The sequence below is a fragment of the Variovorax sp. GW821-FHT10D07 genome (assembly GCF_059415325.1).
This window is the reverse complement of the sequence record NZ_JBWKMZ010000003.1, coordinates 331,273-354,322: the sequence shown is the minus strand read 5'-3', so window position 1 is coordinate 354,322 and position 23,050 is coordinate 331,273. Positions and strand designations below refer to the sequence as shown.

The following is a 23,050-nucleotide window of genomic DNA, read 5'->3' as shown; positions in this document are numbered from 1 at the left end:
GTTCTCCGGGAAAGCGAAAGTCAGCGACGTACCTTGACGGCGAACAGGCCCTGGGGGCGCATCATCAGGATCAGCACGATCAGCGACAGCGTCAGCACCTTGGCCATCGAGCCGGTCATGAAGAACTCCGAGACCGACTGCGTCTGCGCGATGCCGAAGGCCGAGACCACGGTGCCCAGCAGGCTGGCCGCACCGCCGAAGGTGACGACCAGGAAGGCGTCGACGATGTAGAGCGAGCCCGAGGTCGGCCCGGTCGAGCCGATGGTGGTGAAGGCCGCGCCCGCCACGCCGGCGATGCCGCAGCCGATCGCGAAGGTCAGGCGGTCGGTCTTCTTGGTGTCGATGCCGGTGGCGTTGGCCATCACGCGGTTGGCCACCGTGGCGCGCACCCGCAGGCCCCAGCGGCTCCGGTGCAGCGCGATCAGCACGCCGCCCGTGACCAGTGCCGTGAGCACCAGCACGAACATGCCGTTGATCGGGATGTCGAGGCCCTCGTGCGGCGTCCACGACCCCATCAGCCACTCGGGCAAGGTCGGGCTCACCTCCTTCGGGCCGATGAAGGTGCGGAAGATCTGCTGCAGCCCGAGACTCACGCCCCAGGTCGCGAGCAGCGTGTCGAGCGGCCGCTTGTAGAGATGGCGGATCAGCGCCCATTCGACCAGCCAGCCGACGATGAAGGCGAACACGAAGGCCAGCGCGATCGAGATCGGGAAGTAGTACGGCATGAAGGCCGGTGCCAGGTGCTCGGTGACCTGCGCCGCGAGGAAGACCGAGTAGGCCCCGATGGTCATGAACTCGCCGTGCGCCATGTTGATGACGCCCATCTGGCCGAAGATGATCGCGAGCCCCAGGCCCATGAGCAGCAGCACCGCGAAGAGGCTCAGCCCCGCGAAGCCCTGCATCAGGCCGATGTTCCACATGTCCGACAGCGTCATGGCGACAGTTCCAGGTGTTGGGGTGTTGGCGCCTTCCCCCTCTGGGGGAAGGTCGGGATGAGGGCATGCGGCGTGCGCGGTGGTGACGCCGCTTGCCCCCACCCCTGCCCTCCCCCAGAGGGGGAGGGAGAAAGGCAAGAAGGCAGGCAGTTGGGGATTACTGGTAGCCCTTGGGGAACGGGTCCGGCTTGATCAGCTCCGCCGACTCCGCCACCACCTTGAAGGTCCCGTCCGGCTGCCCCTGGCCGATGCGCGCCTTGCTCCACAGGTGGTGGTTCGCGTCGAGCTTCACGTAGCCTTCTGGCGCGGTCTTGAGTTCGATGCCCGGCGAGCCGGCCACCACCTTGTCGACGTCGAAGCTGCCGGCCTTCTCGACCGCGGCCTTCCACAGCCACGGGCCGAGATAGCCGGCCTGCGTCACGTCGCCGATCACCGCGTCCTTGCCGTACTTGGCCTTGAAGGCGGCCACGAACTTCTTATTGTTCTCGTTGTCGAGCGACTGGAAGTACTTCATCGACGAGTAGAAGCCCGCGAAGTTCTCGCCGCCCACGCCGGTCATCTCGTCCTCGGTCACGGCCAGGGTCAGCAGGAACTGCTTGTCGCCCGTGATGCCCGCGGCCTTGAGCTGCTTGTAGAAAGCCACGTTCGAGCCGCCCACCACCGCCGCGAAGATGCAGTCGGGCTTGGCGACCTTGATCTTGTTGATCAGTGAGTTGAAGTTGGTGTGGCCCAGCGGGTAGTACTCCTCGCCCTTGACCGAACCCTTCTGGAAGTTCTCGATGTGCTTGCGCGCGATCTTCATCGAGGTGCGCGGCCAGATGTAGTCGGAGCCGACGAGGAAGAAGGTCTTCGCCTTCTTCTCCTTCGCGCCCCAGTCCAGGCCCCAGATGATCTGCTGCGTCGCTTCCTGGCCCGTGTAGATCACGTTCTTGCTCTGCTCCAGGCCTTCGTAGAAGGTCGGGTAGTACAAGAGGCCGTTCTCCTTCTCGAACACCGGCAGCACGGCCTTGCGCGAGGCGCTGGTCCAGCAACCGAAGACGGCCGCCACCTTGTCGTTGACCAGCAGCTTCTTCGACTTCTCGGCGAAGGTCGGCCAGTCGGAGGCGCCGTCTTCCTTGATGACCTTGATCTTGCGGCCCAGGATGCCGCCCATCGCGTTGATCTGGTCGATCGCGAGCTGCTCGGCCTGGATCGAGCCGGTCTCCGAGATCGCCATCGTGCCGGTGGACGAATGCAGCTGGCCCACCGTCACCTCGGTGTCGGTCACGGCGAGCTTGGTGGTGTTGACCTTGGCCGTGGGGAACTGGCCCTGGCCGAAGCTCAGGCCGCTCAGGCCCATCACGGGCAGCGCGGCGGCGCCTTGCAGCAGGCGGCGGCGACGCAATGCCAGGGCATCGAGGGAAAGATCGGAATCACGCGACATCGAAGAACTCCAGCAGGTTGAGGAAAGTACAGGCCGCGCACCATCGAAGTGCATCGGACGGTGCGGCTGGCACCATGGCTGGAACTTTAGAAATCACTGGCCGCTGCGCGAATACGTCATTCAACGTAGCGGCCTGCGCATCGCCTGCCCGCAGACTCGCGGGACCGACGACGACGGACCGGGGGGCGCACGGCGGGCACGGAGCGCTTCTTGCAATGCAGCTGCACCATGCCGCCGATCCCCTCGCCGTCGCCGTCTCCACGAGACACCCCGATGCCTTCCGTCAATTCCGTGAGCGGGCAGAAGATCTTCCGCATCCGACGCGACTACAACGCCTGGGTCGCGAACGAGACGCTGGAGGACTACGCGCTGCGCTACACGCCGCGCAGCTTCCGCAAGTGGTCGGAGTTCCGGGTCGCGAACGCGGCCTTCGGCGCCACGTCCTTCCTCGCGCTCGAGGCCATCGGCGGCGCGATCGCGCTGAGCTACGGCTTCTCGAACGCGCTGTGGGCGATCCTGGTGGTGGGGCTGATCACCTTCCTCACCGGCCTGCCGATCTCCTACTACGCGGCGCGCCACGGCGTCGACATGGACCTGCTCACGCGCGGCGCCGGCTTCGGCTACCTGGGCTCCACCCTCACCTCGCTGATCTACGCGAGCTTCACCTTCATCTTCTTCGCGCTCGAGGCCGCCATCCTCGCGCTCGCGCTGCAGATGTACCTCGACTGGCCGCTGTGGCTGCTCTACCTGGTGTCCTCGCTGGTCATCATTCCGCTGGTGGCGCGCGGCATCACGCTGATCTCGGGGCTGCAGCTGTGGACGCAGCCGATCTGGATCGTGCTGTTCGTCTGCCCCTTCGTCGCGGTGCTGGTGAAGAAGCCCGAGCTCTATGCCGACTTCACCGGCCTCGTGGGCCGGGTCTCCAACAGCAGCGGCTTCGATCCGCTGATGTTCGGCGCCGCCGCCACGGTCGCGTTCTCGCTGGTGGTGCAGATCGGCGAGCAGGTCGACTACCTGCGCTTCCTGCCCGAGAAGACGGCCGCCAACCGCGCGCGCTGGTGGACCGCGGTGCTGGTGGCCGGGCCGGGCTGGATCGTGCCGGGCATGCTCAAGATGATGGGCGGCGCCTTCCTGGCCTTCCTCGCGCTGCAGCACGAGATCCCGGCCAACCACGCGATCGAGCCGACGCAGATGTACCTCACGGGCTTCGCCTACGTGCTGCGCGACCCGGCCTGGATCCTCGGCATCACGGTGCTGTTCGTGGTGGTCTCGCAGATGAAGATCAACCTCACGAACGCCTATGCCGGCTCGCTGGCCTGGTCGAACTTCTTCGCGCGGCTCACGCACAGCCATCCGGGCCGCGTGGTGTGGCTGGTGTTCAACGTCGTGATCGCGATCCTGCTGATGGCGCTGGGCGTGTTCGCCGCGCTCGAACACGTGCTGGGCTTCTACAGCAACATCGCGATCGCCTGGGTCGGCGCGCTGGTGGCCGACCTGGTCATCAACAAGCCGCTGGGCTGGAGCCCGAAGACCATCGAGTTCAAGCGCGCCCATCTCTACGACATCAACCCCGTGGGCCTGGTCGCCACGCTGGTGGCGGCGGCGCTCGCGATGCTGGCCTACTCGGGCGCCATCGGCCAGTGGGCGCGCTCCTTCTCGCCCTTCATCGCGCTGGCCACCGCGCTCGCGGTCTCGCCGCTGCTGGCCTGGCGCACGCGCGGGCGCTACTACCTCGCGCGGCGCGACATCGCGCACTGGACGCCGGGGCAGATCGTGAAGTGCTCGGTCTGCGACAACGGCTTCGAGTCGGAGGACATGGCGCACTGCCCGGCCTACAGCGCGCCGATCTGCTCGCTGTGCTGCACGCTCGAGTCGCGCTGCCACGACCGCTGCAAGACCGACTCGCGCGCGGCCGAGCAGATGAGCGGCTGGCTGCAGTCGCTGCTGCCGCCAGCGCTGTCGGCGCGGCTCAACTTCCGCGTCGCCCACTACCTGATGGTGGCGGCCTCGCTGGTGGCGCTGCTGGCCACGGTGATGGGCGTGGTCTATGCGCAGGAGGCGATCACCGGCGCCAGCGCGGTCGACCCGCGGCTGCGCGACGCCTTCCTCAAGGTCTTCACCCTGCTGTCGCTGGTGGCGGCGGTGGCGGCCTGGTGGGTGGTGCTGGGCAGCGAGAGCCGGCAGATGGCGCAGGAGGAATCGAACCGCCACAACCACCTGCTCACGCTCGAGATCGAGGCCCACCAGCGCACCGATGCCGCGCTGCAGGCCGCCAAGGAGGCGGCCGAGGCGGCCAACCAGGCCAAGACCCGCTACGTGGCCGGCATGACGCACGAGCTGCGCACGCCGCTCAACAGCATCCTGGGCTACTCGCAGATCCTGCTCAAGGGCGACGCCGCGCTGCCGCCGCGCGAGGCGGTGCAGACCATCCACCGCAGCGGCGAGCACATGCTGGGCCTGATCGACGGCCTGCTCGACCTGGCGCGCATCGAGGCCGGCCGACTGCAGCTCGAGCCGGCGCCGCTGGCGCTGCCGGCCTTCCTCGACCAGGTGGTGCACATGGTGCGGCCGCAGGCCGAGAACAAGGGCCTGGCCTTCGTCTACACCCACGCCGGGCGGCTGCCGCCCTGGGTGCATGCCGACGCCAAGTGGCTGCGCCAGATCCTCATCAACCTGCTGACCAATGCCGTGCGCTTCACCGACAGCGGCACCGTCACGCTGCACGTGGACGCGCGCCGCGAGGTGCTGCGCTTCGACGTGATCGACACCGGCATCGGCGTGGCGCCGCAGGACCACCAGCGCATCTTCCTGCCGTTCGAGCGCGGCGCGGCCGGGCGCCGGCGCGGCGAGCCCGGCACCGGGCTGGGCCTCACGATCACCGGCCTGCTGACCTCGCTGATGGGCGGCGAGCTCAAGCTGGCCGCCACCTCCTCGGCCGGCAGCACCTTCAGCGTGCGCGTCTACCTGCGCGCGGTGGCCGACCCCGGCCCGCAGGCCAAGGCCGGCGCGCTGCGCCAGCCGGTGTCGGGCTACCTCGGCGAGCGCCGCACGCTGCTGGTGGTGGACGACCAGCCGGTGCAGCGCCAGATGCTGGCCGGCATGCTCGCGCCGCTGGGCTTCGAGGTGCGCGAGGCCGCGAGCGGCACCGAGTGCCTCGACAGCCTGCGCGAGGAGCTGCCCTCGGCGATCCTGCTCGACCTCAGCATGGACGACCTCGACGGCTGGCAGACCGCGAGCCTGGTGCGGGCCTCGGGCTTGGATGCGCTGCCGATCATCATCGTCTCGGCCAACATGTTCGAGAACCAGGCCGAGCGGCTGCGCGCCGCGGGCTGCCAGGCCTTCGTGGGCAAGCCGGTGATCGAGTCGGAACTGATCGCCACGCTCGAGCGGCATCTCGGCCTCGAATGGCTCGATGCCGCCGACGCGCTGCGCCCGCGGGCCGACGAGGAGCTCGCACCCGTTCGCCCGCCGCGGCTGCTGCTCGGCGAGGACGACCGCGCCGAGCTGATGCGGCTGGTGCAGATGGGCCACGTGCGCGGCCTGCACCAGGCGCTCGACCGGCTGGCCGCCCAGTCGCCGGGCGCGGCCGCCACCTGCACCTGGCTGCGCGGCATGGTCGCGCGCTTCGAACTCGACTCCCTCCGCAAGGCCCTCGCCGAAGATGCAGACACCCTCGCCTCCCCTTCCTGAAGCCGAACGCCCCGTGGTGCTGGTGGTGGACGACGCCCCCAGCAGCCTCGGCATGCTGTGCGACACGCTCGAGGCCAGCGGCTACACCGTGCTGGTGGCGGCCGACGGCGAATCGGCGCTGCAGCGGCTCGAACTGGTGGTGCCCGACGCCATCCTGCTCGACGGCATGATGCCCGGCCTCTCGGGTTTCGAGACCTGCCGCCGCATCAAGGCCGACGCGGCGCTCGCGCACATCCCCGTGATCTTCATGACCGGCCTCTCGGAAACCGCCGACGTGGTCGAGGGCTTCGAATGCGGCGGCGTCGACTACGTGGTGAAGCCGATCCGCGCGCAGGAGGTGCTGGCGCGCCTGCACACCCATGCGCGCAACGCCCGCATCACGCGCATGGCGCGCGACGCGGTCGACGTGGCCGGCATGGGCGTGGTCTTCGTCGATGCGCGCGGGCGCGTCGCCTGGCGCTCGCCGCAGGCCGGCCTGTGGCTGCATGCGCTGGGCGAGGCGCGAGCGCCGGGCCTGCTGCCGCGCGCGCTCGAGGCCGCGCTGGCGCCCGGCGCCACCCTGGGCGTGGTCACGGCGGCCGGCATCCGGCTGTCGGTGCGCAACCTCGGCGCGGCCGCATTGGGCGAGACCATGCTGCTGTTCGCGGTGCAGCGCGAGGGCGCGGGCGGCGCCTCGTCGGCGCGGCTGGCCGAGGCCGCGCTCACGCCGCGCGAGACCGAGGTGCTGTCATGGCTCGCCAAGGGCAAGACCAACCGCGACATCGGCGAGATCCTCGGCACCAGCCCGCGCACGGTGAACAAGCACCTCGAGCACATCTTCGAAAAGCTCGGCGTGGAGACGCGCGCGGCAGCCGCGGCGCTGGCCAGCGGGCAATTCGACTAAGGCGCCCTTCTCAGGCGTTGCTGGTCGCGCGTACTTCCTCGATCGTGGTCTGGCCGGCCAGCACCTTCTCGATGCCGTCCTGCCGCAGCGTGCGCATGCCTTCCTTCAGCGCCGCCTGCAGCAGCTCCTCGGCGCGCGCCCCGCTCTGCACCAGCCGGCGCAGCTCCTTCGAGACCGTCATCAGCTCGTGGATGCCGACGCGGCCGCGAAAGCCCGTCTTCGCGCAGTGCTCGCAGCCCGCGCCGCTGTGCAGGTGCAGCCGCCCGTCGCGGCCGAAGCGCTGCAGCCAGCCATCGAGCGTGGCCTGCCGGCGCGCCGGGATCTCCTCGGCCGGGAAGGCGTGCAGGTAGTCGGCCAGCAGTTCCTCGACCGCCTCCTCGCTCGCGGGCGCGCTGCGCACGCAGTGGCCACAGATGCGGCGCACCAGCCGCTGCGCCAGCACCGCGAGCAGCGAGTCGGCGAAGTTGAACGGGTCCATGCCCATGTCGAGCAGGCGCGTCACGGTCTCGGGCGCGCTGTTGGTGTGCAGGGTCGACAGCACCAGGTGGCCGGTCAGCGAGGCCTCGATCGCGGTCTTCGCGGTCTCCTCGTCGCGGATCTCGCCGACCATGATCACGTCGGGATCGGCGCGCACGAAGGCGCGCAGCGCCTTGGCGAAGGTCCAGCCGATGCGCGGATTGATCTGCACCTGGCGCAGCCCGTTCTGCGTGATCTCCACCGGGTCCTCGGCGGTCCAGATCTTGCGCTCGGGCGTGTTGATGTGCATGAGCGCCGAATGCAGCGTGGTGGTCTTGCCCGAGCCCGTGGGCCCCACGCACAGCACCATGCCGTAGGGCCGCTCCACCGCGTGGGTCAGGCGCCGCAGGTTGTCGGGCGACAGGCCCAGCGACTGCATCGGCAGCGGCTTGGCCGAGGCCAGGATCCGCATCACCACGTCTTCCAGGCCGTTGTTGGTGGGAATGGTCGCCACGCGCAGCTCGATCTTGTGCTGCGGCGAGTACTTGGCGAAGTTGATCTTGCCGTCCTGCGGGTTGCGCTTCTCGCTGATGTCGAGGTCGCACATGATCTTCACGCGCGCCACGATCGCGTTGCGGTAGCTCGGCGGCAGCTCGAGGTAGGTGTAGAGCAGCCCGTCGCGGCGAAAGCGGATGCGCGTCTTCTCCTGCCCCGGGTAGCTCTCGATGTGGATGTCCGAGGCGCCGTCGCGGTGCGCCTCCTGGATCATGCTGTTGATCATGCGCACCAGCGAGTTGTCCGACTGCTCGATCGGCGACTCCGCGGGCGCCGGCGCCGGGCCCTCCTTCTCGAGCGTCTGCAGCAGCTCGCTGGTGCCGGCCATGTCGAACTCGAGCGGACGCATCGGGTCGAGATTGGCCGCGCCGCCGCCGCCGCCGTCGGCCACGTCGCCGATCTTCTCGTAGGCCGCGGCCAGCACGCTGTCGAGGTCCAGGCACTGGCCCACGACCGGGATCACCTTCATCTGCGCGACGAACTGCACCTCGTCGATCACCGAATAGCGGCTCGTGGGATCGTCGATCGCGATCACCAGCCGCCCTTCGTGCAGCATCAGCGGCATGACCTGCAGCCGCCGCGCCACCGCGTGGCCCACCTTGCGCAGCGCCTCGGCCGCGGGCGGGAACACATGCAGGTTGACCAGCGGATAGCCCATCTTGCGCACCAGCGCGGTCTGCAGCTGGCCGCGGCTCACGGCACCCATGCGCACCAGCGTCTCGCCCAGCGGCACCAATGGTTCGCGGCGCTGCTGGCGCAGCCCGGCGGCGAGCTGGTCGCCGGTGATCATGCCCAGCGCGACCAGCGCCTCGCCGATCCGCGTGATCGGCATCCGGCTCTGCGCATCGAGCGCGCGCACGAGCTGCTCGGGCAAGGCGACTTCGGCGAATGACATGGCTTGTTCTTTTCCTGTTGTTGGGTTGGGCGGCGCACCGGATGGCGATGCGATCGCGGCGCGCGGGATGCGCGATCGTAGAGCGCCGCGCGAGGGCGCGCCACCTGGCGGGATCGAGCAATACGCAAGTTCTCATACGGCAGTCACCTCGACGAAATGCAAGGCTCACCAACACGTCGACCGTAACAAGCACAGCGGCCGACCTTGTGTGTCGAAGGCGATCGGAGGCATTGCAAAGCAAGACGCCGGTGCAGTTACGGCATGCCGATGCGGGATAGCTCCAATGGTCGATCGATATCAAAACTCCAGAAAATCGGCAAAACGATAGCCAATTCGCATCACCGGCAAAGCCCACGTGAAGATCAATTCCATTCGAGACTTCCTCGCAGTCGCAGAGCACGGCAGCTTGCGTTCCGCCGCACGCCACCTGGGCCTGGCGCAACCGGCCATGACGCGCAGCATCCAGGAGCTGGAGCGCGAGCTCGGCGCCACCTTGTTCGAGCGCCGCGCCAAGGGCGTGCAGCTGACCACGATGGGCGATGTCCTTCTGCGGCGTGCGCGGTCCGTGCGCAGCGAACTCGCTCGGGCCAAGGAGGAGATCGATCAGCTCAAGGGTGCTGTTCACGGGCACATCCGCATGTGCCTGTCCGGCGTCGCGCACATGGCGCTGCTCGCCGATTCGCTGCCCGCGTTCCGGCAACGCTTTCCCGCGGTGAAGCTGGAGGTTGTCGACGCCGTGCTGCCGCGGGTCCAGCTCGAACTCATCGGCGGCACGATGGATCTCTACATCGGGCCGGTCCCCGAAAAGCCCACCAGCGAGCTGGCGGTGGAGAAGCTCTTCGACAACAAGCGCGTCGTGCTGGGGCGCCGGGGGCATCCGCTGGCCGGGGCGCGCTCGCTGCGCGAGATCGCGGATGCCGAGTGGATCACGATGTCGGGCGTGCACCACCCCGAGGATGAGCTCACCCTCATCTTCAGGGAGCAGGGCCTCCCTGAGCCCCGTTCGGTCATCCAGGGACATTCGGCTCTCACGTTCTTCTTCGTCGTGGCCCATACCGATCTGCTGGCGATGCTGCCGGTGCAATGGGCACAGACACCGCTGTTCCGCGGCTTTCTTCAGACCATCGACGTGGTGGATCCCCTGGCCGCTGCACCGATCTGCCTCGTGCATCGCGCCGGTCTGCCGCTGACTCCGGCCGCGCAGTACTTCTGCGACATGGTGCGGCGCGCGGCGCTGCATGTGCAGCCGCTCGCGCGCTGACGCGTTTCCCGCCAATGCCGTTTCGATGGCCAGGCCTGGCCATCGTCAGGGGCGAGCAAGCGGGATCGCGACGGTGCGCGTTTGCGAATGCCCGCAACACGCCCTGTGTCAGCCGCGCACGTGCGTCACCAGGGTTCCCAAGGTGCCGACCTCCAGCGTCATCGTGTCGCCCGGCGCGAGGAATTCGCCGCGTCCTGCACCCACACCGGCCGGTGTTCCTGTCAAGAGCAGGTCTCCGGGATACAGGGTCACGAGCTTCGAAAGATGGGCGATCTGCTCGGCGACCGAGTAGATCATCTCCGAGGTGTTGGACTGCTGCTTGATCTCGCCATTGACGCACAGCCGCAAGGCCAGGTTCTGCGGATCGGGGACCTCGGCTGCGGGGGTGATCCAGGGGCCGATGGGACAGGCGCCCTCGAACCCCTTCTGCCCCATCCAGTCGAAATGCATGGGCGTCCCGGCTTCGGCGTTCGGGCGCCGGAACAGGTCGCGCGCGGAAAGGTCATTGGCCGGAAGGTAGCCCGCCACGAAGCTCAACGCGTCGTCCACGCGCACGTGTCTCGCCTTGCGTCCGATGACCACGCCGAGTTCGGCCTCCCAGTCCAGTTTTGCGCATCCCGGCGGCGCGACGACGGTGGCACCCTGTCCCACCACGCAGCCACGCGAAGGTCGCACGAAGTGCCATGGAGGATTGCCAGCCGCCTTGGGATCGACGGCACTCGGTCTGCCGGCGGCTCGCGCCATTTCCTGCATGTGGTCACGGTAGTTTGCGCCGGCACAGTAGACGGTGCCGGGATACAGCAGCGGCGCATGCAACACCACGTCGCCCAACGCGGCCGTGGGCTCCGGGCCGCTCTTCAGGTAGCGGGCAATGGCGGCCAGGGAAACGGCCCAGTCCTCCAGCAGCGCCAACACGTCGACGCCGCCATGGGAAGTCCCGTCGCCAAGAAGGGGGGCCGCGTCAAAAACATCCTCGCCGACCAGAAGGCCCGCGCGCGGCGGCCGGCTATCTCCGAGCGAGTACGTCAGAAGCTTGAACGATGGATTGGTGTGCATGTGAAGAAAAATAAAGAAGTAACGGACGGATTCATTCGACTTTGATGCCGGTGCGCCGCACCTGCTCGGCGACCCGCGCGGCGTCGTCCTGCATCAGCGTCAACATCTGTGCGGGCGTGCTCGACAGGACACTCACGCCAGCGCGCTTGTAGCGTTCGATCAATTCGGGCGAGCGCAACGCGCGCGCGATCTGATCGTTGGCCTCCTGGATCACCGAGGCCGGCGTGCCGCGCGGCGCCATCAGGCCGACGAAGGTTTCCGCCTGATATCCCTTGGGGCCTCCCGCCTCCTGCACGGTCGGCACATCGGGCATCAGTTCGGAACGCTGGAGCGACGACACCGCCAGGACCCTCACCTTGCCGGCTTCGACGAACGGCTGCACCGAATTGAGGACCGTCATGTTGAAGTCGACCTCCCCCTTGGCCACCGATGTGAGCCCCCCGTCCTTGTATGGAACCGGGAGCATCCTTGCGCCGACCAGATTGCCAAGCACCTCGATGCCCAGGTGCTGGGCCGCGCCGAAGTACGCAATGCTGTAGCTGACGCCGCGCTCCTCGGCCTTTGCCTTGGCGAGCAGCTCCTGCAGATTGCGGAAGCCGCTGTTCGCGCTCACCGCCAGGAAGAACGGCGCGCTGTACAGCGTCGCCACCGGCACCATGTCGCGCTGTACGCTGTACGGCGCGTTCGGCATCAGTGCGGGAACGATGCTGAGGTGGGCATTGCTGACCAGCAGCAAGGTGTTGCCATCGGCAGGTGCGCGTTTGAGCGCCGACACGGCGATCACGCCGTTGCCACCGGGGATCGCCTCGATCACGAAATGCCTGCCGCCCTGCTTGGCGACCTGCTCGCCCAGAAGCCGCATGGCGACGTCCGGACCGGTTCCGGCGGGGAACGCGGAAACGACCCGCACCGGCCGCTTCGAAGCATCCTGCGCGGATGCAGGCGCGGGCACCGCGAGAGCCACCAGCACCGTGGCCGCCATCAGGGTCAAGAAACCGTGCCGGGGAAATCCCCGGCGCCATCGCATCGCATGGGTCACTGTCTGTCTCCGTATCGTTGATGCCATCGAAGGCATCGATGTGGGCCGTGTCCTCCGTCCGCCGGGCCGCAAGCAGCCCACGTCCGGTCTCCAGATCTTAGGAATCGAGCCGAACCCGCAGAAGATGAAAAACATCCGACTGCGATAACGGATTCGCATCGCCGCTGTGCGCATCGGCGCGGATCGTCGAAGCCAACCGACGCATGCGATGCGGCCGTGCTATCGCTGAGAAGAAGTTGTCATCTTCTGGTTCGATTTCATGCTGCCTAGATTCCACGGGCGTTCGCATGGCGTCACCGCGCCACGCCGCAAACCCCATGACTCGAATTCGGGAGACTTCATGAAAAAACTCAGGAGGCGCGCGATCGCCGCATGCGCGCTCAGCACATCGGCCGCCTTCGCGCAATCCAGCGTCACGCTCTATGGACGCCTCGACGCTTCCATCAACTCGCTGCACTTCTCCGGCCCGAACCGGGCCAGCGTGCGCACCGTTTCCAGCGACTCGTCCCACTGGGGCATGCGAGGCACCGAGGATCTCGGCGCGGGCCTTCGCGCCCTCTTCAAGATGGAAAGCCAATTCCAGGTGGACTCCGGGGCACAGGGCAACAAGGAGTTCTACTTCAATCGCGACAGCTATGCGGGCCTGCAGAGCGACAGGTTCGGCACGCTCACCCTGGGGTCCCACCTCACACCGCATGTCAGGCTCACGTTCAAGGTCAGTCCCTTCGAGCGCGCGCAACTCGGCAACGTCGTGGCCCTGTTCCAGGGTGGGCCGCGCGGCTACCAGGTGGTTCAGAACAACTCGGCTGCGTACACCAGCCCGAGATGGCGCGGCTTCATGCTGCGGGCCATGCTGGGTCTTTCCGAAGGTGCTGCCCTGAGCAAGACGCGCAGCCTCGGCCTGGAATACGAGGCGGGCCCATGGTGGCTTGGAATGACCCACGACGCCCTGAAGGTTTCCGCCGCGTCGGTCGGATTGCCGGCGACACAACCGAGCCTGTGGTCGCGCACGACGGTGCTCGGCGCCTCCTACGACTTCAAGGTGGTCCGCATCATGGCCTACTACCAGACGAACCATGCGCAACGGCTCACGGACATCGACGGCTGGATGGTCGGTGCCGTGGCGCCCGTTGCCACCGGCGAGGTCCGCATGGGCTACAGCAGGAACAACATCACCGCCACCACGCGAGCGACGCAGCTCACGCTCGGTTATTCCCACTTCCTGTCGAAGCGGACCTTGCTCTATACGAATGTCTCCAAGATCTGGAACGACGGCTCGAGGATCGTGTTCCTGCCCGCTCGCCAGGACATCGGCGCAAGCGGCTTTCCCATCGCCGGCCAGGATGTCCGAGGCTTTCAGATCGGCATGCGACACCTGTTCTGAACCCGCCAGGTTTCAAGCGATGCGCTTCCAGCATCGTTGCCGCATTTCCAGCATCTTTTTCGGGCGGCGGCGCCTTCCTACGATGCGCGCCCAAGGACTTGATCACCCACCCCGAGCAGCCGCTCACCGCGGCTTCGAACGACCACCCAATGCGCACCCGAGGCGCGACAAGGAGACCCCATGAGCACCGCTCCATCCGGAACCCCGCAGCTCACTCAGATCTACACCCCGCCGCCCGTACGGCTCATCGCGCTCGAGGAGCATTTCCTGTTCGATGGGCTGCTGGAGACCTACGACGACACCGACCGCGCCCTGCAGTCGCCGTCACGCGTGCCCGGGCTGCACGACTTGGGCGACATGCGCATCGCGGAAATGGACCGCGCAGGCATCGACGTGCAGGTGCTATCGCACACCAAGCCTGGCGCGCAGGAGATCGAGAACGGCGCGCAGGCCGCGTCGCTGGCCCAAGCGGCCAACGACCATCTCGCCGAAGCGGTCGCGCGCCATCCCACGCGGCTTGCGGCTTTCGCCACGCTGGCCACCGGCGCGCCACAAGCGGCAGCGGCCGAACTCGAACGCACGGTGCAGCGCATGCAATTCAAGGGCGCGATGATCAACGGCCACGCTCGCGGCGCCTACCTGGACGAGCAACGCTTCTGGCCCATCTTCGAAGCGGCCGAAGCGCTCGACGTTCCCATCTATCTGCACCCGTCCAACCCGCACCCGCAAGTGTTCGACGCTTACTACAAGGACTATCCGCAATTGGGCTTCGCCTCGTGGGGTTATGCGGTGGAAACCGCCACGCACGTGCTGAGGCTGATCCTGTCGGGCGTGTTCGACCGCTTTCCGGGCCTGCGCATGATCATCGGGCACATGGGCGAACTGCTGCCCTTTGCGCTCTGGCGTGCCGACGGACGGCTCACGCCGAAGTCGCCGCACCTGAAGAAATCGGTGCGCGCCACCTTCATCGACCATTTCAGCGTGACCACCTCAGGGGTGTTCTCCACACCGGAACTCATGTGCACGGCCAGCGTGATGGGATGGGACAACATCCTGTTCTCGGTCGACTATCCCTTCGAATCGAATATGGAAGCGGTGCGCTGGTTCTCGCATCTTCCGATCGCCGAAAGCGATCGCGAGAAGGTCGCGTACCGCAATGCCGAGCGGCTGTTGAAGTTGCCACCGGCGACGCCGAAGGGCGCGGTGTGAATCCCGAGAGCCATGTCGCTCTGGCATTGGCCTGCATGCTCGGCGCGACGTCACCCACGCTCGCCGCGGATGCACCGTCCTTTCCGTCGCGGCCCGTCACGCTGGTAGTGCCTTTCACGTCCGGTAGCGGCAGCGACACTATCGCGCGCATCGTCGGCCCACGGCTCGCTACGCGCTGGAGCCAGCCCGTGGTGGTAGACAACCGCCCGGGCGCCAGCGGCAATCTCGGCACGGCCTACGCAGCCAAGGCCGACGGCGATGGCCACACCCTGCTGATGACGATCAACACCCACACCATCACGCCAGCGGTCTACAGGAATCTTCCTTACGATGCCCTGCGCGACTTCGCACCGATCGGCAAGCTCGCCGATGCCAGGCTGGCCCTCGTGACCAACCCGGCCCTGCCGGTGACGGACATGAAGTCGTTGATTGCTCATGGCAAGGCCCATCCTGGCCGTCTGAACTACGCCACGCCCGGCAGCGGCACACCGCACCACCTGGCAATGGAACTGCTGAAGTCCTCGCAGGGCGTTTCGTTTTCGCACGTGCCCTACAAAGGAATCGCGGGCGCGCTCACAGACCTGATGGGCGGCCACGTTGACCTGATGTTCGCTTCGTTGCCCTCGGTACGCACACAGGTACAGGCCGGCAGGATGCGGTTGCTGGCAGTGACCGGTGAACAACGCAGCAGCCAGGCGCCAGGGGTGCCAACATTTCGCGAACAGGGCTTCGGCGACGTGGACGCCATTGACGCCTGGTATGCGGTTCTGGCACCCGCACGTACACCGCCCGCGCTGGTGGCGCGCCTGAATGCCGACTTCGTGGCGGTAATGAATACCGACGAGGTTCGCTCCGAACTCTCGCGGCAGGGATTGCAGGTGAGAACCGGAACGCCGCAGCAACTCCAGAGCCTGATGCAAGGCGACCTGGCTCGGTGGAAGAAGGTGGTCAAGGCGGCCAACATCACCCCAGACTGAATCGATACCCCGGGGGATCCTCGCGCCATCGGCGTCCTTTCGGCATCTACTCCGGAAAGCGATCTCCGAAATCGAAGATGTCGTCGTGCTGAAAGCCTTCGTAGTGTTGGATCTCCCACCAGTTGTGGTCGATGTCCTGCAGATAGAACGCATACACGCCATGCTGGCTCTGGCGTTCGGTCACTGCCCGGATTCCGTAGGCATCCTTCATCGCCAATGTGGCTGTATAGGCCGCGTCGACGCTCTCCCGGCTACCGACGTCCAGACCCCAGTGGTTAAGCAGCCCCATGGGGTTGAGACGCTCGCCCACCTGCACGCAGATCACGTGAAAGCGCAGGCCGCAGCGCACCGCCATGGCTGACCGGGCATGACGCACGCACTCCAGCCCCAGAAAGTCTTCATAGAAGCGGCGTGATACGGCCAAGTCGGCGACTTCCAGCGTCCCGTGGGACATCACATAGGGCTGGATCACGGCGCGCTCGTTCGGAGGGGGGACGCTGGCGGGTTGTGGAATCTGCATAGGGTTGGTGTGATGAGAGTGGAAGGTCACTGTTGGATTTCGAAAGAGGCCTTCTCGATCGAAGAGAGAAAGGCATCCGCATGGAAGTCGCTGGCCGAGAGACCGCAGTGGTTGGAAAAATCGCGCCGGGCCGCGGCCACCATGGCCGGCGCACCGCATGCGTACACCTCGGCACCGGACAGGTCGAGCCAGTCCTCCATCACGGCCCTGTGGACCTGGCCGGTGCGGCCCGGCCAGTCGCCATCCGAAGATGCCGAAAGCACGGGTGTGTAGTGGATATGGCCGCAGTCCCGCGCCCACCTGCGCGCCATCTCGTCGCCATAGAGGTCGGCACGCTGGCGCCCCCCCCAGTAGATATGCAGGGGTCTTTGGTCCCCCCGGTGAATGGCATCCTCGACGATGGCCTTGATCGGAGCGAAGCCCGTTCCACTGGCCAACAGGATCGCGGGTCGGTTGGCGTCGCGCAGGAAGAAGGTGCCCCAGGGCGCTTCCAGACGCACCATGTCGCGCAGCTTGATGCCGCCACGAAAGAGACGGTCCGTGAAACTGCCGCCCGGCACATGGCGAATATGGAATTCCAGATGCGGCATCTCGTGCGCGTCCGGCCTGTTTGCGATGGAATAGCTGCGAGTGCAGCCATCTGGAAGCTGCAGTTGCACGTACTGGCCGGCCCGGAATGGCAAGACCTCATTCATCGGCATGCGCAGCGTCACGATCATCACATCGGGCCCCACGCGCCTCATGCCCACCACTCGCGCGGGATAGCTTCGCGGCTCCGCGGAGAGAAGGCCTTCGACTTCGCACGCCTCGATGACGAGGTCAGACGCGGCCCTCGCGAGGCATGGGAGCGTGAATCCGCTCTGGCGTTCTGGCGTGGGCAGGTGGGCCTCGGTGATCGATCCATGGTCGATCGTCCCGCTCGCCACACGCGATTTACAGGACGAGCAGATGCCGACACGGCAGCTGTACGGCAGATTGACGCCGGCCCGGATGGCTGCGCCGAGGATCGATTCGCCAGCCTGGGCTTGGAACGTACGCCCGCTCGGACGTATTTCGACAGTAAAACTCAAACGACTCTCCTCAGGATGAGACCAGCGATCAAGGACGTTGACGCGACATCCACGCCCTCCCGCTTCAGCGATCCTAGGAATACTGACCGCCCGGGAACAGATGAAAAAAACAGCGCCCCGATGCCACGGCAGCATCGCCGAGCGGTGCGCCAGGCAGGCGATGCGAATCGCGCAGCATTCGCGCATTTCTGTCATCTCCCGCTTGCTGCGATGCACTTCTACAGTTCCGGACGCAGCCACTCATCTTTCGCGATCACCCTGGAGTCCTATCCTTGAAGCAACCCCAGAACCCCGAGACCCCCATGGGCCAAGGCCGCTCACCGAGTTACATCGACCCGCAGCTGTCAAACTTGCTCGACCGTGCCGCCATGGTCCAGGTCGTGCAGGACTGGGGGCTGGCACGGGACACCGGCCGCTGGGATCGGCTGCGCGCCTGCTTCGCGCCCGGCGCGACGATGCGGACGACGTGGTTCGCGGGCAGCGCCACCGAATTCGTCGAGCGCTCCATCGCCGCGGCGGCGAGCGGCTCGCGCGCACAGCATTTCATCGGCGCCGCAAGCATCGAGATCGACGGCGACCGGGCGCTGGTGGAGACCCGCATGATCCTCATGGTGCGCGCGCGGCTGGATGGCATCGAGGTCGACGCGACCTGTCACGGGCGCTTCCACGATCAATTCGTCCGGCACCAGGGGCAGTGGCGCATCCTGCACCGCGTGCCCATCTACGAGAAGGACCGGCTCGACGTGCTGGATCCCGCACGCACGATCATGCTGGACCCGCGGCGGCTCGCGGCGCATCCGGAAGGCTATCGCCACCTGGCCTATCTGCAGGCCGCGAATGGCGCAAGCATCACACCGGACCTGCCCACACCGGGCAGCGCATCGCTGGAGCGTCTCCATGCGCAAGGCGCCGCCTGGCTGCATGCGCAGGCTGACGCATGACGACGTTTTCGCGCTAGGCCTTCTGCTCCGCGTTCGTGCACACGCGGTTGCGCCCGCCCGACTTGGCCACGTACAGCGCCTTGTCGGCACCGCGCACCAGCTCCTTGGGCTGCACGCTGCCGGCCTCGGGCCGCAGCGCGTCGACGCCCGCGCTCAGGGTGACGAAGCCGTCGGCGGTGCCGGCATGCTCGATCTCGAGCGCGCGCACCGCGGCGCGGATGCGCTCGGCCAGCAGCGCGGCCGCCTCGACGTCGGTGCCCGGCAGCAGCACCGCGAGCTCCTCGCCGCCGTAGCGCGCCGCGAGGTCGCCGGGCCGGCGCGCCGCCACGTTGGCGATGGTGCGGCAGATCTTCTGCAGGCATTCGTCGCCGGCCGTGTGGCCGTAGATGTCGTTGTATTCCTTGAAGCGGTCGACATCGAGCAGGATCAGCGCCAGCGTGCTGGCGTTGCGCACCGCGCGGCCGAACTCGGTGTCGAGCGTGACGTCGAACTGGCGCCGGTTCGCCAGGCCCGTCAGGCCGTCCTCCATCGCCAGCGTGTTGAGCGTCTTGTTGAGCGCCTCGAGCGCGTCGCGCGCGCGCAGCAGCTCGGCCTCGGTGCGCGTGCGCCGCTCGATCTGGCGCACCAGCCCCAGGCCGACGAAGGCGACCACGGCGCTGAGCGCCAGCACGCCGCCCGAATGCCAGAAGGTGTCCTTCCACCAGCCGGCGAGGATCTCGTCCTTGGACAGCGCCGCGCCCACGAACAGCGGGTAGTTGTCGAGGCGCCGGAAGCTGTTGAGCCGCAGCACGCCGTCCTGCGCCGACTTGATGTAGGCGGTGCCGACCGGGCCGTTGGCCTTGTAGGCGCGGAACAGTTCCGAGTCGCGCATGTCGCGCCCCACCATCTCGGGGCCGTAGGGCCGCCGGACCATCATCGTGCCGCTGTCGAGGATCAGCGCCGCGGCGCCGGCCTTGCCGATGTCGAGGCTGTCGTAGAAGCGGAGGAAGAAGTCGACGTCGATGCTCGCGAGCGCCACGCCCGCGAAGCTGCCGTCGGCATGGTCGATGCGGCGCGACACCGGGATCAGCAGCTTGCCGCTGGTGCGGCTCTTCACGGGAATGCCGATGTGCGGCCCGCGGTCGGCGTGCGTGCGGTGGAACACGAAGTACTCGCGGTCCGCGTTGTTGAGGTTCTGCGGCGGCACCGCGCGCGAGTTCGCGACCCAGTTGCCGTCCTGGTCGTAGACATGCAGCGCGTCGATCTGCGGCAGTTCGGCCGCCTGCGCGGCCAGCACCCGGCGCAGCCGCTCGACCTGGGCCGGGCCCGCGCCGTCGTTCTCGAGGCGCTCGACCACGCCGATCAGCACCGTGTCGGCCTGCTTGATCGTGTCGTCGGCCTGCTGCGCCAGCGCGCGCGAGAGGTTCGCCGTCGCCACGCCCATCTGCTCGAGCAGCGCCGTGCGCGACTCCCAGCTGTGCCAGACGTCGAGCGCCACGAGCGCGAGGCACACGGCGGCCACGAAGGCCATCGTGCGGACGGCAATGGAAAGGCGTTGGAACACGGGAACCTTGGCGGCAGTGAATGCGGCCGGATTCTCGCCGGTATCGGCCATTTCGGCGCGCCCGCGGGCGCGCTCGTCAGGCAGCGGTCAGGGCGCGAGACCCGCGGTCTTCACGACCGCCGCGTACTTGCCGGCCTCCTCGGCGACATAGGCGGTGAACTGCGCGGCATTGCGCGGATCGGGCTCGGCGCCGATGTCGCGCAGCCGCTGCGCCAGCGCCGGGTCTTCGAGCACCTTGGCCATGGCGGCCGAGAGCTGCTGGCGCACCGGCGGCGGCAGCTTCGCGGGCGCGAACACGCCGAACCAGGCGCTGACCTCGAAACCCGGCAGCCCGCTCTCGGCCACCGTGGGCACCTCGGGCAGCAGCGGGCTGCGCCGGCTGCCGGTCACGGCCAGCGGCTTGAGCTTGTGGGTCGCGATGTTGGGCAGCGAGGTGGTCTGCAGGTCGAACATCAGCGGCACGTGGCCCGCGAGCACGTCGGCCAGCGCCGGCGCGCTGCCGCGGTAGGGCACGTGCAGCAGCTTGAGCTTCGCGGCCGAGGCGAGCATCTCGCCGGCCAGGTGGTTCGAGGTGCCGGGCCCGGCCGATGCATAGCTGATCGATCCCGGCGCCTGCCGGGCCGCCGCGAGCAGCTCGGCCACGCTGCCGTAGGGCGCGCCCGGATGGGCCACCAGCACGAACGGGATCGACGCCAGCGCGCTGACCGGCACGAAGTCCTTCACCGGGTCGTAGCCGACCTTGGACATCGCCGGGTTGATGGCCTGCGAGCTCACCGTGCCGAGCAGCAGCGTGTAGCCGTCGGGCTTCGCTTCCGCGACGAAGCGCGCCCCGATCGCCGTGCCGGCGCCGCCCTTGTTCTCGATCACCACCGGCTGCCCGAGCTGCGCCGCCAGCTTCTGCCCCACCGTGCGCGCCAGGATGTCGGCCGAGCCGCCGGCCGGATAGGGCACGACCAGCGTCACCGGGCGATCGGGAAAGCCCTGGGCCAGGGCCGGCGCGGCGATGCCGGCGGCAAGGAGCAGCAGGCCCGCGAGCAGCGTGCGAGGGAGATTCATCGGGGGACTCCATGTTGGGAACCGCATGGTGCGAACGGGGGCGGCGGTCTGTCCAATACGTTCACTGGCCGGCGTTCATATATGAAATGAATCACCGGTGGCTATAGCCATCACGCCGGCGAAAGCCCGGCACCCGCCGCCGGGCCCGCGGTCACGGTCCTGCGGTAATCTGCCGGCAGGAGGGCCCCGCATTTGGACCAGGCACAGACCGCATATTTTCTCGACCGTTACGCCAGGATGAGCGACGAAGAACTCTCGTATCTGCTCGTCACCCGCGGCGACAGTCTCTCTGAAGAGGCCGGCCATGCGCTGCGCACCGTGCTGGGCGGCCGGGACCCGACGCTGCTTCGCCAGGAAGTGCAGGCCACCACCGCCGACCTCCATGCGCAGATCGAGCGCGCCGAGCACGAGGCGCGCAAGCAGCAGAAGGTGGCCCGGCTCCAGCACAACGGGATTCGCATCGTCTGCGCCGTGCTGCTGATCGTCGGGCTGATCGCGTGGATGTCCGGCCACGCCAACGAGGGCATAGGCTTCGCCATCGGCGGCATCGCCCTCTTCCTGCTCATCGAGATCCGCCGCCTCGTCTGGCGTTTCATCGCCGCGCTCTTCGATCCGAACGCGCGCTGAGCCGTCGCGAAAAATATTTGTCGCCCCATGTCGATGTGCCGCAGGCTCATCCGTCGTGTCAATGGAGGGCCGTCCTCCGCACCACTTCACCAGGAGAACACACCATGGCTACCCACACCGTCCGTCTGCACCGCGTGCTGCGCGCCCCGCCCGAGCGCCTCTACCGCGCCTTCACCGAGCCCGGCGCCTTCGAGCGCTGGCTGCCGCCCTTCGGCTTCACCGGCAAGGTCCACCAGATGGAGCCGGTGGTCGGCGGCAGCTGGCGCATGTCCTTCACCAACTTCAGCTCGGGCCATGGCCACTCGTTCGGCGGCAAGTACCTCGAGCTGGTGCCGGGCCAGCGCGTGGCCTACGACGCGACTTTCGACGACCCCAACCTGCCGGGCACGATGAAGACCACCGTCACGCTGACCGCCGTGTCCTGCGGCACCGACGTGGCCATCGTGCAGGAAGGCATTCCCGAGATGATTCCGGTCGAGATGTGCTACCTGGGCTGGCAGGAGTCGCTGGTGGCGCTGGCGCAATTGGTGGAGCCGGATATTCCGGGTTGAGGCGAACGGGCTCAGCGCCCCGCCCCCTCCACCGCCTTCTTCGCCACCGCCAGGAACGACTGCACCACCGGGTTGTCGTTGCCGCTCGCATGCGCGAACACCAGGCTGTAGGTCGGCGGCGGCCGCGAGCCCGCGATCTCGAGGAAGGCGACATCGGCCATCGCGAGCACGCGCATGGCGGCCGGCACCAGCGCGATGCCCAGGCCGCCCGCGACCAGCGTGAGGATCGACTGCATCTGCGCGGCCTCCTGCACCACCTTCGGCAGGAAGCCCGCCGACTGGCAGGCGCCGAGCAGCGCGGCGACGAAGCCCGCGCCTTCGGCGGCCGGGAATGAGATGAAGGATTCGGCCGCCAGCGCCGCGATCTTCACCGAGCGCTGCGCCGCCAGCGGATGGCTGCGCGGCACGGCGATCACGAACTTCTGCGCCTGCAGGTCCACCAGCACCAGCCCGCGCGATTCGTAGACCGGGCCCACCACCAGCGCGAGCTCGACCTCGCCCTTGCGCAGGTCCTCGAGCTGGCGTGCGGTGGTTTCGGCGGTGAGGCGCAGCTGCACGGTCGGGTAGTCGTGCTGGAAGCGCTTGAAGATCGCGGGCAGCACGTCGAGCGCGGCGCTCGGCACGAACGAGAGCCGCAGCGAACCTTCCAACCCCTGCGCCGCGCGGCGCGCGCGCTCGCCGGCCGCCTGGGCCTGCTGCAGCAGGCGCTGCGCGTCCTTGTGGAAGACCTGGCCCGCGGGCGTGAGCCGCACGTGGTGCCGGCTGCGGTCGAACAGCACCGCGCCGAGCTGCTCCTCGAGGTTGCGCATCGCCACGCTCAGCGGCGGCTGCGACATGTGGAGCCGGATCGCGGCGCGGCCGAAGTTCAGTTCCTCGGCCAGCACCACGAACTGGCGCAGTTGTCTGAATTCGAACATGGGCGTGGAGATAGCTGCGACGAATGACGAGCCACTTTAAACAGTATTGGATGTATGAGCGC

At 67.6% G+C, this 23,050-nt stretch carries 19 protein-coding genes; 9 read left to right on the top strand and 10 right to left on the bottom strand.

Annotated elements, in window-relative coordinates:
* Positions 1–20: 20 nt before the first annotated feature.
* The gene (gene urtB, locus AC07PU_RS12020; protein ID WP_093344444.1) at positions 21–935 is read right to left on the bottom strand and encodes an urea ABC transporter permease subunit UrtB; all 915 of its coding nucleotides are present in this window, start codon (positions 933–935) and stop codon (positions 21–23) included.
* A gap of 157 nt (positions 936–1,092) precedes the next feature.
* The gene (gene urtA / locus AC07PU_RS12015; protein WP_057593105.1) at positions 1,093–2,358 is read right to left on the bottom strand and encodes an urea ABC transporter substrate-binding protein; all 1,266 of its coding nucleotides are present in this window, start codon (positions 2,356–2,358) and stop codon (positions 1,093–1,095) included.
* Between the two features lie 273 nt (positions 2,359–2,631).
* On the opposite strand from urtA, the gene AC07PU_RS12010 reads away from it, so the two are divergent.
* Together AC07PU_RS12010 and AC07PU_RS12005 are read left to right on the top strand one after the other, a co-directional pair.
* A complete protein-coding gene (locus AC07PU_RS12010) occupies positions 2,632–6,048 on the top strand; it encodes a hybrid sensor histidine kinase/response regulator (RefSeq protein WP_495317700.1) in 3,417 nt (1,138 codons plus the stop codon).
* Positions 6,020–6,931, top strand: a complete 912-nt coding sequence (locus tag AC07PU_RS12005) for a response regulator transcription factor (RefSeq protein WP_093344446.1) — start codon at positions 6,020–6,022, stop codon at positions 6,929–6,931. Before AC07PU_RS12010 ends, AC07PU_RS12005 begins: the two co-directional genes overlap by 29 nt.
* Before the next feature lie 10 nt (positions 6,932–6,941).
* On the opposite strand, the gene AC07PU_RS12000 is transcribed toward AC07PU_RS12005, so the two are convergent.
* Positions 6,942–8,837: a GspE/PulE family protein gene (locus tag AC07PU_RS12000; protein WP_296798870.1), complete on the bottom strand. Its 1,896-nt coding sequence runs from the start codon at positions 8,835–8,837 to the stop codon at positions 6,942–6,944.
* A 355-nt stretch (positions 8,838–9,192) separates the two neighbouring features.
* On the opposite strand from AC07PU_RS12000, the gene AC07PU_RS11995 reads away from it, so the two are divergent.
* On the top strand, positions 9,193–10,098 hold the full coding sequence (locus AC07PU_RS11995) for a LysR family transcriptional regulator (protein ID WP_093344449.1): 906 nt from the start codon (positions 9,193–9,195) through the stop codon (positions 10,096–10,098).
* A 108-nt stretch (positions 10,099–10,206) separates the two neighbouring features.
* Here the strand turns inward: AC07PU_RS11995 and AC07PU_RS11990 are convergent, their stop codons facing one another.
* Both AC07PU_RS11990 and AC07PU_RS11985 read right to left on the bottom strand, forming a co-directional pair.
* On the bottom strand, positions 10,207–11,154 hold the full coding sequence (locus AC07PU_RS11990) for a fumarylacetoacetate hydrolase family protein (RefSeq protein WP_093344450.1): 948 nt from the start codon (positions 11,152–11,154) through the stop codon (positions 10,207–10,209).
* A gap of 31 nt (positions 11,155–11,185) precedes the next feature.
* A complete protein-coding gene (locus AC07PU_RS11985; RefSeq protein ID WP_177239363.1) occupies positions 11,186–12,193 on the bottom strand; it encodes a Bug family tripartite tricarboxylate transporter substrate binding protein in 1,008 nt (335 codons plus the stop codon).
* Positions 12,194–12,533: 340 nt separating this feature from the next.
* Here AC07PU_RS11985 and AC07PU_RS11980 point away from each other — a divergent pair, with 340 nt between their 5' ends.
* The 3 genes from AC07PU_RS11980 (at position 12,534) to AC07PU_RS11970 (ending at position 15,763) form a co-directional block, all read left to right on the top strand.
* Entirely contained in the window at positions 12,534–13,577 is a 1,044-nt protein-coding gene (locus tag AC07PU_RS11980) for a porin (protein WP_177239364.1), read from the top strand.
* 180 nt (positions 13,578–13,757) lie between these two features.
* Positions 13,758–14,786 carry an amidohydrolase family protein gene (locus AC07PU_RS11975; RefSeq protein ID WP_093344455.1) on the top strand — a complete coding sequence of 343 codons (1,029 nt, stop codon included), beginning with the start codon at positions 13,758–13,760 and terminating at the stop codon, positions 14,784–14,786.
* The gene (locus AC07PU_RS11970; RefSeq protein WP_143129181.1) at positions 14,783–15,763 is read left to right on the top strand and encodes a Bug family tripartite tricarboxylate transporter substrate binding protein; all 981 of its coding nucleotides are present in this window, start codon (positions 14,783–14,785) and stop codon (positions 15,761–15,763) included. The genes AC07PU_RS11975 and AC07PU_RS11970 overlap by 4 nt, the downstream gene beginning before the upstream one ends.
* A gap of 46 nt (positions 15,764–15,809) precedes the next feature.
* On the opposite strand, the gene AC07PU_RS11965 is transcribed toward AC07PU_RS11970, so the two are convergent.
* The gene (locus AC07PU_RS11965) at positions 15,810–16,283 is read right to left on the bottom strand and encodes a VOC family protein (protein ID WP_444852662.1); all 474 of its coding nucleotides are present in this window, start codon (positions 16,281–16,283) and stop codon (positions 15,810–15,812) included.
* A gap of 26 nt (positions 16,284–16,309) precedes the next feature.
* A complete protein-coding gene (locus AC07PU_RS11960; RefSeq protein ID WP_093344461.1) occupies positions 16,310–17,353 on the bottom strand; it encodes a CDP-6-deoxy-delta-3,4-glucoseen reductase in 1,044 nt (347 codons plus the stop codon).
* A 272-nt stretch (positions 17,354–17,625) separates the two neighbouring features.
* On the opposite strand from AC07PU_RS11960, the gene AC07PU_RS11955 reads away from it, so the two are divergent.
* Positions 17,626–18,294, top strand: a complete 669-nt coding sequence (locus tag AC07PU_RS11955; RefSeq protein WP_296785127.1) for a nuclear transport factor 2 family protein — start codon at positions 17,626–17,628, stop codon at positions 18,292–18,294.
* Between the two features lie 13 nt (positions 18,295–18,307).
* Here AC07PU_RS11955 and AC07PU_RS11950 read toward each other — a convergent pair whose 3' ends face one another.
* Together AC07PU_RS11950 and AC07PU_RS11945 are read right to left on the bottom strand one after the other, a co-directional pair.
* Positions 18,308–19,804 (bottom strand): sensor domain-containing diguanylate cyclase, encoded by a 1,497-nt coding sequence (locus AC07PU_RS11950; RefSeq protein ID WP_495318290.1) that lies wholly within the window; start codon positions 19,802–19,804, stop codon positions 18,308–18,310.
* A 120-nt stretch (positions 19,805–19,924) separates the two neighbouring features.
* Positions 19,925–20,893, bottom strand: coding sequence for a tripartite tricarboxylate transporter substrate binding protein (locus AC07PU_RS11945; RefSeq protein ID WP_093344466.1), 969 nt, complete (start codon positions 20,891–20,893; stop codon positions 19,925–19,927).
* Positions 20,894–21,085: 192 nt separating this feature from the next.
* Here AC07PU_RS11945 and AC07PU_RS11940 point away from each other — a divergent pair, with 192 nt between their 5' ends.
* Complete coding sequence (locus AC07PU_RS11940) at positions 21,086–21,520, top strand: hypothetical protein (RefSeq protein ID WP_495317693.1); 435 nt, start codon at positions 21,086–21,088, stop codon at positions 21,518–21,520.
* A gap of 104 nt (positions 21,521–21,624) precedes the next feature.
* Positions 21,625–22,071: an SRPBCC family protein gene (locus AC07PU_RS11935; RefSeq protein ID WP_296785123.1), complete on the top strand. Its 447-nt coding sequence runs from the start codon at positions 21,625–21,627 to the stop codon at positions 22,069–22,071.
* Positions 22,072–22,082: 11 nt separating this feature from the next.
* Here the strand turns inward: AC07PU_RS11935 and AC07PU_RS11930 are convergent, their stop codons facing one another.
* Positions 22,083–22,988: a LysR family transcriptional regulator gene (locus AC07PU_RS11930; RefSeq protein ID WP_208511548.1), complete on the bottom strand. Its 906-nt coding sequence runs from the start codon at positions 22,986–22,988 to the stop codon at positions 22,083–22,085.
* Between the last annotated feature and the right edge of the window lie 62 nt (positions 22,989–23,050).